The 12,019-nt window shown below is 60.9% G+C and carries 10 protein-coding genes; 1 reads left to right on the top strand and 9 read right to left on the bottom strand.

What is annotated here, in order from left to right:
- The first annotated feature begins 3 nt into the window (after positions 1-3).
- Positions 4-1,482: a sensor domain-containing diguanylate cyclase gene (locus AB3G35_RS07120; RefSeq protein ID WP_369782730.1), complete on the top strand. Its 1,479-nt coding sequence runs from the start codon at positions 4-6 to the stop codon at positions 1,480-1,482.
- Between the two features lie 50 nt (positions 1,483-1,532).
- On the opposite strand, the gene lpxC is transcribed toward AB3G35_RS07120, so the two are convergent.
- From lpxC to murD, 9 genes are all read right to left on the bottom strand, one after another.
- Positions 1,533-2,444 carry a UDP-3-O-acyl-N-acetylglucosamine deacetylase gene (gene lpxC, locus AB3G35_RS07115; RefSeq protein ID WP_016779535.1) on the bottom strand — a complete coding sequence of 304 codons (912 nt, stop codon included), beginning with the start codon at positions 2,442-2,444 and terminating at the stop codon, positions 1,533-1,535.
- Between the two features lie 112 nt (positions 2,445-2,556).
- The gene (gene ftsZ / locus AB3G35_RS07110) at positions 2,557-3,771 is read right to left on the bottom strand and encodes a cell division protein FtsZ (RefSeq protein WP_016779534.1); all 1,215 of its coding nucleotides are present in this window, start codon (positions 3,769-3,771) and stop codon (positions 2,557-2,559) included.
- Positions 3,772-3,844: 73 nt separating this feature from the next.
- Entirely contained in the window at positions 3,845-5,104 is a 1,260-nt protein-coding gene (ftsA, locus tag AB3G35_RS07105; RefSeq protein WP_016779533.1) for a cell division protein FtsA, read from the bottom strand.
- Positions 5,105-5,119: 15 nt separating this feature from the next.
- Complete coding sequence (locus AB3G35_RS07100) at positions 5,120-5,986, bottom strand: cell division protein FtsQ/DivIB (protein ID WP_029611245.1); 867 nt, start codon at positions 5,984-5,986, stop codon at positions 5,120-5,122.
- Positions 5,987-5,990: 4 nt separating this feature from the next.
- The gene (locus AB3G35_RS07095) at positions 5,991-6,947 is read right to left on the bottom strand and encodes a D-alanine--D-alanine ligase (protein WP_088379010.1); all 957 of its coding nucleotides are present in this window, start codon (positions 6,945-6,947) and stop codon (positions 5,991-5,993) included.
- Positions 6,944-8,404 carry a UDP-N-acetylmuramate--L-alanine ligase gene (gene murC, locus AB3G35_RS07090; RefSeq protein WP_016779530.1) on the bottom strand — a complete coding sequence of 487 codons (1,461 nt, stop codon included), beginning with the start codon at positions 8,402-8,404 and terminating at the stop codon, positions 6,944-6,946. The genes AB3G35_RS07095 and murC overlap by 4 nt, the downstream gene beginning before the upstream one ends.
- A complete protein-coding gene (gene murG, locus AB3G35_RS07085; protein ID WP_106116754.1) occupies positions 8,397-9,467 on the bottom strand; it encodes an undecaprenyldiphospho-muramoylpentapeptide beta-N-acetylglucosaminyltransferase in 1,071 nt (356 codons plus the stop codon). The genes murC and murG overlap by 8 nt, the downstream gene beginning before the upstream one ends.
- The gene (ftsW, locus tag AB3G35_RS07080) at positions 9,457-10,671 is read right to left on the bottom strand and encodes a putative lipid II flippase FtsW (protein WP_016779528.1); all 1,215 of its coding nucleotides are present in this window, start codon (positions 10,669-10,671) and stop codon (positions 9,457-9,459) included. Before ftsW ends, murG begins: the two co-directional genes overlap by 11 nt.
- Entirely contained in the window at positions 10,668-12,014 is a 1,347-nt protein-coding gene (gene murD, locus AB3G35_RS07075; RefSeq protein WP_106116755.1) for a UDP-N-acetylmuramoyl-L-alanine--D-glutamate ligase, read from the bottom strand. Before murD ends, ftsW begins: the two co-directional genes overlap by 4 nt.
- Positions 12,015-12,019: the final 5 nt, after the last annotated feature.

Raw genomic sequence — 12,019 nt, 5'->3', positions numbered from 1 at the left:
CGCATGCTGGTCTGGGCCAGCGCCTTGTCGGTGGTCACGATCCTGAGCATCGTCGGCTACCTGCTGGTCAGGGAGTATCGCAATACCGAAGATGATGCGGCGCGCTCTGCGTTGAATATCGTGCAACTGATCAGCCGTGATATCCGCAATACCCTGTCCACCTATGATTCAGCGCTCAACAGCCTGGTCAGCCTGGTGCAAAGCCAGGCGCTGGCCTCGCTTTCGCCGCAGACGCAACAGCCCTTGCTGTTCGACAGAGCCGCCGAGGCGCCGCCCAATGCCGGCTTTTTTGTGCTGGATGCCGAAGGCAAGGTGATTGCCGGCTCACGCCCGGTCGTGCCCCTGCTCGACAACGCTCGCCAGCAGCCCTGGTTCAAGGTTCACCTCAAGGCGCAAAGCGAAGGCATCTTTATCAGCCGCCCCCTGCCTGCCAGCGACACCCCCAATGACTGGACCCTGGTGCTCAGCCGCAGGATCACCGCCCCCGACGGCAAGTTTGGCGGCGTCGCCGTGGCCCTGATGAAGCTGAGTTACTTTCACAACCTGTTTCGCGGCCTGGACCTGGGACCTACCGGCAATATCAGCCTGGTCAGCACCGAAGGCATCATGCTGGTCCAGTACCCGGCCACCACCATGTTCTATACCGGCCAGGACCTGGGGCACACGCCGATCTTCCTGCGCTTTTTAACCGAGCGCTACGGCAGCTTTACCGCCGTATCCGGCATCTATCACCTGCAGCGCCTGTACAACTTTGCCCAGGTCAGCGAGCTGCCGCTGCTGGTGGTGGTGGCCTTGTCCACCGAGCATATTTTCAGCAACTGGCGGCACACCGCCCTGTTGATCGGCAGCGCAACCCTGCTGCTGTGCCTGGGCTTGCTGTGGCTGACCTGGCTGCTGGTGCGCGAACTGCGCCTGCGCCTGCGCGCCGAAGGCGAACTCGCCGCCCTGGCCGCCACCGACCCGCTGACCGGGCTGGCCAACCGACGCATGCTGGACAAGACCCTGGATCTGGAATGGCGCCGCGCACAGCGCTCGGGGGCGCCGCTGTCACTGATCATGATCGATATCGACCACTTCAAGGCCTTCAATGACAACTACGGCCACCAGGCCGGGGATGAAGCCCTGCGCCAGGTTGCACAGACCATCAAGGCCAATGTGCGCCGCCCGGCAGACCTGGCGGCGCGCTATGGCGGTGAAGAGTTTGCAGTGGTGCTGACCGAAACCGACGCGGCGGGCACGCGCCTGCTCGCCGAGAAAATTCGCGTCGCGGTCGAGCAGATGGAGCCCGCCAACCCCGACACCCCGAAACTGACCATCAGCCTGGGTGCCTGCACCCGCTACGCCAAACCCGGTGACGATCAGGAGCAACTGCTCAGAACCGCCGACAAGGCGCTCTACCAGGCGAAAAAACGCGGGCGCAACCGGGTCATGGACATCAATGAAACCGGGGTCAATGCCCTGATACCCAAACCCGCGCCATAAAAAAAGGCCACCCGAGGGTGGCCTTCAAAAACTAGAGAAAGAAGTTTTACTTAAACTGCCGCAACCGGACGCATGTACGAAATCGGTGCAGTGCTGGCATCTTCAAAGGTCACGACTTCCCATGCATCAGTCTCTTCAAGCAGCTTGCGAATCAGCTGGTTGTTCAGAGCATGGCCAGACTTGAAGCCCTTGAATTCACCGATCAGGCTATTGCCCAACAGGTAAAGGTCGCCAATTGCGTCGAGGATCTTGTGCTTCACGAATTCGTCTTCATAGCGAAGGCCGTCTTCGTTCAGTACACCATCCGCGTCGACCACGATGGCGTTTTCCACGCTACCGCCGAGTGCGAGGTTGTGCTTGCGCAGGTACTCGATATCACTCATAAAACCAAAGGTGCGTGCGCGGCTGACTTCTTTTACAAACGAAGTGCTGGAAAAATCCACGGTTGCACTTTGGGTGCGGTTACGGAAAACCGGGTGATCGAAATCGATCTCGAAGCTCACTTTGAACCCTTCGAAAGGGACGAAAGTGGCGCGCTTGTCGCCATCTTCCACTGTCACTTCACGCAGGATGCGGATGAACTTCTTCGGCGCGTCCTGTTCTTCCAGGCCGGCAGATTGAATCAAGAACACGAAAGGTCCGGCGCTACCGTCCATAATCGGGACTTCAGACGCGGAGAGTTCGACGTAGGCGTTATCGATCCCCAGGCCAGCCATGGCCGAGAGCAGGTGCTCTACCGTGTCTACTTTTACGTCGCCGTTGACCAACGTGGTCGACATCGTTGTCTCGCCGACGTTTTCCGCGCGCGCAGGGATCTGCACAACAGGGTCAAGGTCTGCACGACAAAACACGATGCCGGTGTCCACAGGCGCAGGCTTGAGGGTCAGGTAGACCTTCTCACCGGAGTGCAGGCCGACACCTGTGGCACGGATAATATTTTTCAGGGTGCGTTGTTTAATCATGGCATTGGCCGCTTCAGCGCAAATTGCGAACTGGTATCAACAAAGGCTGGCGATAATAGCAGACCGAGCCTTTGCTGAATACCAATCACCTTAATCCCCCTGATTGATTTCATTAATCAGCCTGACGACGCAGGAAAGCCGGGATGTCCAGGTAATCCAGATCGTCTTGCGGGTTGAGCTTGGCAGCGGTCGTCGCGCCTTGCTGGGCCTGATTACGCATCACAGTCGGGCGGTCCAGATCACGGTAGTTGACCACCGGTTGTTCCTGACGCTCGGTACGCGCTTCCTGACGAACAGGGGCGCTGTGTGCCGAAGAAGCTGCGTAGGAAGCTTGCAGGGTGTTGTCGACAACCTTGACCGGCTTCTCGATTTTTGCACCCAGACCAGTAGCAACCACGGTGACATGCAGCTCGTCGCGCATGTCCGGGTCGATAACAGTACCGACTTTAACCATCGCGTGCTCCGAAGCGAAGGCTTCGATGATGCTACCCACGTCGGAGTACTCACCCAGGGACAGGTCAGGGCCGGCGGTGATGTTCACCAGGATGCCGCGAGCGCCTTCCAGGTTCACGTCTTCGAGCAACGGGTTGCGGATGGCCGCTTCGGTCGCTTCGCGAGCACGGTTCGGACCGCTGGCGCAGCCAGTGCCCATCATCGCCATGCCCATTTCGCTCATCACGGTGCGCACGTCGGCAAAGTCGACGTTGATCATGCCCGGACGCTTGATGATGTCGGAGATACCGCGAACGGCACCGGCCAGTACGTCATCGGCCTTGGCGAACGCAGACAGCAGGCTCGCGTCTTTACCCAGGATGGTGAGCAGTTTTTCGTTCGGAATCGTGATCAACGAATCGACGCTTTCGGACAGCAGACGAATACCTTCGTCAGCGATCTGCATGCGCTTGCGACCTTCGAACGGGAACGGACGGGTCACCACCGCAACGGTGAGGATGCCCATTTCCTTGGCCACTTCAGCAATGATCGGCGCAGCACCGGTACCGGTACCACCGCCCATGCCCGTGGTGATGAACACCATGTTGGTGCCCTGCAACACTTCAGCGATGCGCTCGCGGTCTTCCAGGGCAGCCTGACGACCGACCTCAGGGTTCGCGCCGGCACCCAGGCCCTTGGTCACGCCAGTGCCCAGTTGCAGGATGGTCCGCGCACCAATGCTTTTGAGCGCTTGTGCGTCAGTGTTGGCGCAGATGAATTCCACGCCTTCGATGTTGCTCTTAACCATGTGGTTAACAGCATTGCCACCGCCACCACCAACACCGATAACTTTAATTACCGGGCTTTGCGGGATGTTGTCTACGAGTTCGAACATGGTCCCTCTCCTTTCAGTTCTCTAGTTTTTTTCGCCTACTTCTACTGCTTTGAATCTGTTTACAGCTCAAGCTTTAAAAGTTGCCCTGCACCCAGCGCTTGAGGCGCTCAAGCACAGGGGCTTTTTGTTCGTCACTGCTGTAGTTGTCGCGGTTGCTGATACCCGATATGGAGATACCGTCTGACTGCTTTTGCAGCCCGTACAGCAACAAGCCCACAGCGGTGGAGTAAATCGGATTGCGCACAACGTCGGTCAAGCCCTTGAAGCTGTGCGGCACGCCCAGACGCACCGGCATGTGGAAGATCTCTTCGGCCAGTTCGACCGCGCCTTCCATCTTTGAAGTACCACCGGTCAACACGATGCCCGCCGGGATCAGGTCTTCGTAACCGCTGCGACGCAGCTCGGCCTGAATCAGGGTGAACAGCTCGTCGTAACGCGGCTCGACCACTTCGGCCAGGGCCTGACGGGACAGTTCACGTGGTGGACGATCGCCCACGCTTGGCACCTTGATGGTTTCGCCGGCGCCAGCCAGCTTGGCCAGTGCACAGGCGTAACGAATCTTGATTTCTTCGGCATATTGGGTCGGTGTACGCAGCGCCATCGCGATGTCGTTGGTCACCTGGTCACCCGCAATCGGGATCACCGCCGTGTGGCGAATCGCGCCTTCGGTGAAGATCGCGATGTCGGTGGTACCGCCGCCGATATCCACCAGGCACACGCCCAGTTCTTTTTCGTCATCGGTCAGCACCGAGTAGGCCGACGCCAGTTGCTCGAGGATGATGTCGTCCACCTCAAGGCCACAGCGGCGCACGCACTTCTCGATGTTCTGGGCAGCATTCACGGCGCAGGTCACAACGTGGACCTTGGCTTCCAGACGCACGCCCGACATGCCCAGTGGCTCACGCACGCCTTCCTGGTTGTCGATTACATAGTCCTGGGCCAGGGTGTGCAGCACACGCTGGTCAGCCGGGATCGCAACAGCCTGAGCCGCGTCGAGCACGCGCTCAAGGTCGGCGGTGCTGACTTCACGATCACGAATCGCCACGATGCCGTGGGAATTCAGGCTGCGGATGTGGTTGCCGGCCACGCCGACAAACGCCGAGTGAATCCGGCAACCGGCCATCAGCTGCGCTTCTTCGATAGCGCGCTGGATCGATTGCACGGTGGACTCGATGTTCACCACCACGCCTTTCTTCAGGCCCCGGGACGGATGCGTGCCAATACCGACGATTTCGATCGTACCGTCTTCACCGACCTCGCCCACCAGCGCCACCACCTTGGAGGTGCCGATATCGAGACCGACGATCATTTTTCCGCTTTGCACGTTTGCCATGGGTCCTGCCTCTTCTTAATTCTTCGCGACAGCGGGTTGGGCTATCGTGGGTGCCACAGGTTCCCGCCAGCCGACGGCCAATCCGTTGGCATAACGCAAATCGATGCGCGCTATGTTTGTAATCTGTTCTTTCAGCGTTTTTTCATAGATGGCTATGAAGCGACGCATTTTTTCTACCAGGTGATCGCGCCCCAACAGCAGCTCGATCCCAGGCCCTGCACTGCCGGCTCCGGTGGTCAGGAACCAGCTGCCGCGCTCACGCAATTCCAGCCGGACTATGGAAAAGCCCATCGGACGCAGCATCTGGCTCAACACCTGATACTGCTGCATCACCTGCTGCTGGGCCCGTTGTGGACCAAACAGCTGCGGCAAGTGTTCGTAGTTGGCCAGCTCACGCGGGGTGAACGCCTGGCCCTGGTTGTTGAGCAGGGCTTCATCACCCCAGCGCGCCACCGGCAGTTGCTCCTCAAGACGGATCACCACCTGATCGGGCCACACACGGCGTACTTCGGCGTGGGCGATCCAGGGCATCTGCTCAAGCTCGGTGCGCATGCCAGCCAGGTCCACCGTGAAGAAGCTCGCTCCCACATAAGGAGCAATACGCTGTTGCACGGCTTGCTGGCTGATATAGGTCAAGTCACCCTGCACATTGACATTGGTGATCGGCCGATCCGCATACGGCATCAAACGCTGCGCACCTTCGTAGGTGCCATACCCCAGTGCCACCAACAGCACCGGCCAGAACAGAGCTTTCAAAAAGCCGAAATTGGCTTTTGGCAAACGCACCGACATCGGTTCTTTCGCCACCATCCGGCTGGCGCCACGCGGCACCGGCTTGCGGCCGGGAGCAGGTGGTTGATGACGAAGCGATGCACCTTGCATGGACTTAACCCCGCGCCTCTAAACTGGCCGCCAGAATCGACAGCACCAGCTGTTGGAAATCCAGACCCGCCGCCTTGGCCGCCATCGGCACCAGGCTGTGATCGGTCATGCCCGGCGCGGTGTTGACTTCCAGCAGCCAGAACTGGCCTGCGGTGTCCTGCATCACGTCCAGACGGCCCCAACCGGCAATGCCGATCGCCTCGCAGGCTTTCGCCGTGAGGTCCATGAGCTCCTGTTCCTTGGCACTGTCGAGGCCGCACGGGATCCGATACTGGGTATCGTTGGCCACGTACTTGGCGTCGTAGTCGTAAAAGCTGTGGGGCGTACCCAGGGCAATCGGCGGCAATACCTGGTCACGCAGGGTGGCGATGGTGAACTCGGGACCGGTGATCCATTGCTCAACCAACACTTGCGAGTCGTACTTGCTGGCATCGGCCCACGCGACGATCAACTCGTCCACGTTACTCACTTTGGCCATACCGATACTTGAACCTTCATGAGCCGGTTTGACGATCAAAGGGAAGCTCAGTTCCTTGGCCGCAGAAATACAATCGGCTTCGCTGCTCAGCACCGCGTGACGTGGCGTTGGAATACCCAGGCTGTGCCACACCTGTTTGGTGCGCAACTTGTCCATGGCCAGCGCCGAAGCGAGGATGCCGCTGCCGGTGTAGGGGATGCCCAGGCATTCCAGCAGGCCTTGCATGCTGCCGTCTTCGCCGCCACGGCCGTGCAGGATGATAAATGCACGGTCGATTTTTTCGCTGGTGATGCGGGTGATGAAGTCATCACCCACGTCAATGCCGAACGCATCCACACCTGCGCTTTGCAACGCGCCCAGCACGGCGTTGCCTGACTTCAGCGAGACTTCACGCTCAGCGCTTTTGCCGCCGAACAGCACGGCCACGCGGCCAAAATCGGCAGGGGCAATGGTCGAGAACAGATTGGCGTAGGCAGCAGTCATTTCAACGTTCCTTCACTGGTAGCGGCAACAGCGCCGGCGAACAGCGGGCTCTTGATAAGTTGTGGTGCCAGACGGCCGATATCGCCCGCCCCTTGGCACAACAGAATGTCGCCAGCACGCAGCAGCGGCTTGACGATCGGCGCCAGCTCAACGCCGCGCTCGATGTAGATCGGGTCCAGCTGACCGCGCTGGCGGATGCTGTGGCACAGCTGGCGGCTGTCGGCACCCGGGATTGGCTCTTCGCCAGCCGGGTAGACTTCCATCAACAGCAGGACGTTGGCGTCGGCCAGTACCTGCACGAAATCGTCGTACAGGTCACGGGTACGGCTGAAACGGTGCGGCTGGTACACCATCACCAGGCGGCGCTCCGGCCAGCCACCGCGCACGGCCTTGATCACGGCCGCGACTTCGGTCGGGTGGTGACCGTAGTCGTCGACCAGCATCACGCTGCCGCCCTCAACTGGCAGCTCGCCATAAACCTGGAAGCGTCGGCCCACACCTTCAAAGCCCGACAAGCCCTGAACGATGGCTTCATCGCTGATGCCTTCATCGGAAGCAATGCAGATGGTGGCCAGGGCATTGAGGACGTTGTGGTTGCCCGGCATGTTGACCGACACATCCAGCGGCTCGCGCTCCGGGCGCAACACGGTGAAGAAGGTTTGCATGCCCTGCTGGCGCACATTGATTGCACGCACGTCAGCGTTTTCGCTGAAGCCGTAGGTCACGGTCGGGCGCTTGACCAGCGGCAGGATTTCACGCACCACCGGATCATCCAGGCACAGCACGGCCAGACCGTAGAACGGCAGGTTGTGCAGGAACTCGACAAAGGTCTTCTTCAGTTTGTTGAAGTCGCCTTCGTAGGTCGCCATATGGTCGGCGTCAATGTTGGTGACCACCGCAACCATCGGCTGCAGGTGCAGGAAGCTGGCATCGCTCTCATCTGCTTCGGCAATCAGGTAACGGCTGGTGCCCAGCTGTGCATTGGTACCGGCTGCATTCAGGCGGCCACCGATCACGAACGTCGGGTCCAGGCCACCGGCCGCGAACACCGAAGCCAAGAGGCTGGTGGTGGTGGTTTTGCCGTGGGTACCAGCAACGGCGATACCGTGGCGGTAGCGCATCAGCTCGGCCAACATCTCGGCGCGTGGCACCACTGGAATACGACGTTCCAGGGCATTGGCCACTTCGGGGTTAGAGGTGTTCACGGCACTCGACACCACCAGCACATCGGCGTTGGCGGCGTTCTCGGCACGGTGGCCGATAAAGATGTGCGCACCGAACGATTCAAGGCGCTCGGTCACCGGCGATGCATTCAGGTCCGAACCCGAGACTTCATAGCCCAGGTTGAGCAACACTTCGGCGATACCGCACATGCCCACGCCGCCGATACCGACGAAGTGGATGCGACGGATGCGGCGCATTTCCGGTTGTGGCATAGCTTTTTGATTCTCAACCATTGGCCACCTCCAGGCAGATATCTACAACGTTGCGGGTCGCATCGGGTTTGGCCAGGCGGCGGGCATTGGCCGCCATGCTGTTGAGTCGTTCCGGTTGCATCAAAACCTCTGTCAGGCGTGCAGCCAGTTCGGCTGCGCCAGTTGTCGCTTGTGGCATCAGGAAGGCGGCGCCCTCGCGTGCCAAAAAGTCGGCGTTACGGCTCTGATGGTCATCAATCGCGTGGGGCAATGGCACCAGCAGCGATGGCAGACCGGCCGCAGCCAGTTCACTGACGGTCAGCGCGCCTGCGCGACAAACCACCAGGTCGGCCCAGCCATAGGCATGGGCCATATCCTTGATAAAAGGCTGTACGTCAGCCTCGACGCCGACCGCGACATAGCGCTCGGCGGTGATCTGGTCATGTTGCTTGCCGGCCTGATGGAACACTTCAGGGCGAATGTCCGCCGGCACCAGGGCCAGGGCTTCAGGCAACAACTTGTTCAGCGGCTCGGCGCCCAGGCTGCCGCCCAGCACCAGCAGGCGCGCCTTGCGCCCTTCGAGCGGCGCGCGTGGTGCCAGGGTAAACAGCTCGGGGCGTACCGGGTTACCGGTGCTGCGCAGCGTGTCCGAGGCCGTAAAAGTACCCGGGAAGGCTTCGCACACGCGGCTGGTCATCGGCACCAGCAAACGGTTGGCCGTACCGGCGACCGCGTTCTGCTCGTGAATGATCACCGGCACGCCACAGGTTTTCGCCGCCAGGCCGCCAGGCCCAGTCACGTAGCCACCAAACCCGAGCACGCAGACCGGCTTGAGCTGGCGAATGATCTTGCGCGCCTGAAACAGCGCCTTGAGCAGCACGAACGGCGCTTTGAGCAACGACAGCTTGCTCTTGCCACGCAGGCCCGCCACGTTGATCAGGTGCAGCTTGAAACCGGCCGGCTCGACCAGTTCGTTCTCGATGCCTCGGGGCGTACCGAGCCAGTGCACGGTGTAGCCGCGAGCCTGGAATTCGCGTGCGCAGGCCAGCGCCGGGAACACGTGGCCACCGGTGCCGCCCGCCATGATCAGCACATTAGCGCCCATGGGTCGGCTCCTCTGCGAAGTCGCTTTCTTTAAAGTCGGTCTCTTCACTGCCCAGGTGGGTACGGCTCTCCCACTCGATGCGCAGCAACAAGCCCATACACACACAGCAAATCACCAGCGAGCTGCCGCCATAACTGAGGAACGGCAGGGTCAGACCCTTGGTGGGCAGCAGGCCGACGTTCACCCCGATATTGATCAGGAACTGGCCGATCCACAGGAACGACAGGCCATAGGCCATATAAGCCGAGAAATATTGTTTGGCGCGCTCGGCCCACATGCCGATATACATGCCGCGCACACATACGAACACGAACAGCGCCACGGTGAGCAGCGAGCCGACCACACCCAGCTCTTCGGCCAGTACCGAGAACACGAAGTCGGTGTGCGCTTCAGGCAGGTAGAACTGCTTCTGCACGCTGTTGCCCAGACCGACACCAAACCACTCGCCGCGACCAAAGGCGATCAGGGCCTGGGTCAACTGGTAGCCGGAGCCGAACTGGTCAGACCAGGGGTCGGTAAAGGTGATCAAACGCGCCATCCGGTACGGTTGTGCCTGTACCAGCACAAACACCGCGCCCACTGCCAGCGCCACCATCAGGGCGAAGCGGAACAGGCCCACACCGCCGAGGAACAACATGGCAGCCGCAGCGCCCATCATTACCACGGTGGCACCGAAGTCAGGCTCCATCAGCAGCAGGCCGGCCATCGGCAGCAGCACGATAAATGGCTTGAAAAAGCCCATCCAGCTTTCGCGCACTTCCTTTTGCTGGCGTACCAGATACCCCGCGAGGTAGATCACCACAAAGACCTTGGCGATTTCTGAAGGCTGCACGTTGAAGAAGCTGAAACCGATCCAGCGCATCGAGCCGTTTACCTCACGGCCAATGCCCGGGATCAGTACCGCCACCAGCAAGCCGAATGCACCGATCAGCAACATGAAGCCCATGCGTTGCCATGTCGCGATCGGCACCATCATGGTCATGATGCACGCGCCCAGGCCGAGGACGATGTAAAACAGGTGGCGGATCATGTGGTACAGGGTGTTGCCCGACTGCAGCGCGGCCACTTCGGACGATGCTGAGGTGATCATCACCAGACCCAGGCCGAGCAAGGCCAGGCAACCGGCCAGCAACGGGAAGTCGAGGTCGATGCCACGACCCGTGACCAGCGGCGAAGGATAAGGCTTGAGGATGCCGAATATCATGCCAGCACCTCCACGGCGCGGGCGAACAACTGGCCGCGCTCTTCGTAGTTCTTGAACATGTCGAAACTGGCGCAGGCCGGCGACAGCAACACCGCATCACCTGGTTGGGCCAGGGCGCGGCTTTGTGCGATGGCTTCGTCCAGCGATGCGACGCGCACTTGCGGCACGGCGTCGCCCAGGGCGTCGGCGATCAGGCCAGCATCACGGCCCATCAGCACCACGGCGCGGCAGTACTTGGCCACGGAATCATGCAGGCCGCTGAAATCGGCACCCTTGCCGTCACCGCCGGCGATGAGGATCAGCTTGCCGTCCATGTCCATGCCCAGGCCTTCAATGGCAGCCAGCGCGGCACCGACATTGGTGGCTTTTGAATCGTTGTAGTAGCTCACGCCGTCAAGCTCGCGCACCCACTGACAGCGGTGCTCAAGGCCGGTGAAGTTGCGCAGGCTACTGAGCATGGCGTCGAACGGCAGACCCACCGCATGCCCCAGCGCCAGCGCCGCCAGGGCATTGGCCTGGTTGTGGGCGCCACGCACCTTCAGCTCGCGCACAGGCATCAGGTTCTGGAATTCAAAGGCGAGGTATTTTTCGCCGTTTTCTTCACGCAGGCCGAAGGCCTTGAAGTCCGGCGCGCCCAGGCCGAAGGTCCAGCACGGCTGACCTTCGCTCATCAGCGGACGGGTCAGGGCATCCTGGCGGTTGACCACCACCTGGCGGGCGCCACGGAAAATCCGGTGCTTGGCCAGGTGGTACGCAGGCAGGCCGCTGTAGCGGTCCATGTGGTCTTCGCTGACATTGAGCACAGTGGCCACTTCAGCACCCAGCTGGTTGGTGGTCTCCAGCTGGAAGCTCGACAGCTCCATGACGTACAGCTCGATATCATCGCTGAGCAGGTCCAGCGCCGGCGTGCCGAGGTTGCCACCGACGGCCACGCGCTTGCCGGCTGCAGCAGCCATTTCGCCGACCAGGGTGGTCACGGTGCTTTTGGCATTGGAACCGCTGATTGCCACGATGGGTGCTTTCGCGTTACGCGCGAACAGGTCGATATCGCCCGACAGCTTCACGCCACGCGCCGCTGCGGCTTGCAGGGCCGGTGTCGCCAGGGCCAGGCCGGGGCTCACGTAAAGCTCGTCGGCGCGGCACAGGAAGTCGACATCCAGCTCGCCACAACGCACTTCCACTTGCGGGTAGTCACGGCGCAGCGTGGCCAGCTCCGGCGGGTTTTCCCGCGTGTCTGCCACGGCAAACGACACGCCCCGCTGCGCCAGGAAGCGCACCAGGGACATGCCGCTCTTACCGAGGCCGACAACGATGCGGAAGTGGTCAGAAGCGATCAGAGACACAGGTT

The sequence above is a fragment of the Pseudomonas sp. WC2401 genome, assembly GCF_041200115.1.
GTDB lineage: Bacteria > Pseudomonadota > Gammaproteobacteria > Pseudomonadales > Pseudomonadaceae > Aquipseudomonas > Aquipseudomonas fragi.
This window is presented reverse-complemented; position numbering and strand designations above follow the sequence as displayed.

What these genes read in the sequence shown, in the direction of transcription:
- AB3G35_RS07120 (WP_369782730.1), top strand. Translation starts at nt 4, where the DNA reads ATGCTGGTCTGGGCCAGCGCCTTGTCGGTGGTCACGATCCTGAGCATC.
- AB3G35_RS07100 (WP_029611245.1), bottom strand. Translation starts at nt 5,986, where the DNA reads ATGCAAGGTGCATCGCTTCGTCATCAACCACCTGCTCCCGGCCGCAAG.
- lpxC (WP_016779535.1), bottom strand. Translation starts at nt 2,444, where the DNA reads ATGATTAAACAACGCACCCTGAAAAATATTATCCGTGCCACAGGTGTC.
- ftsW (WP_016779528.1), bottom strand. Translation starts at nt 10,671, where the DNA reads ATGATATTCGGCATCCTCAAGCCTTATCCTTCGCCGCTGGTCACGGGT.
- ftsA (WP_016779533.1), bottom strand. Translation starts at nt 5,104, where the DNA reads ATGGCAAACGTGCAAAGCGGAAAAATGATCGTCGGTCTCGATATCGGC.
- AB3G35_RS07095 (WP_088379010.1), bottom strand. Translation starts at nt 6,947, where the DNA reads ATGACTGCTGCCTACGCCAATCTGTTCTCGACCATTGCCCCTGCCGAT.
- murG (WP_106116754.1), bottom strand. Translation starts at nt 9,467, where the DNA reads ATGGGCGCTAATGTGCTGATCATGGCGGGCGGCACCGGTGGCCACGTG.
- murC (WP_016779530.1), bottom strand. Translation starts at nt 8,404, where the DNA reads ATGGTTGAGAATCAAAAAGCTATGCCACAACCGGAAATGCGCCGCATC.
- ftsZ (WP_016779534.1), bottom strand. Translation starts at nt 3,771, where the DNA reads ATGTTCGAACTCGTAGACAACATCCCGCAAAGCCCGGTAATTAAAGTT.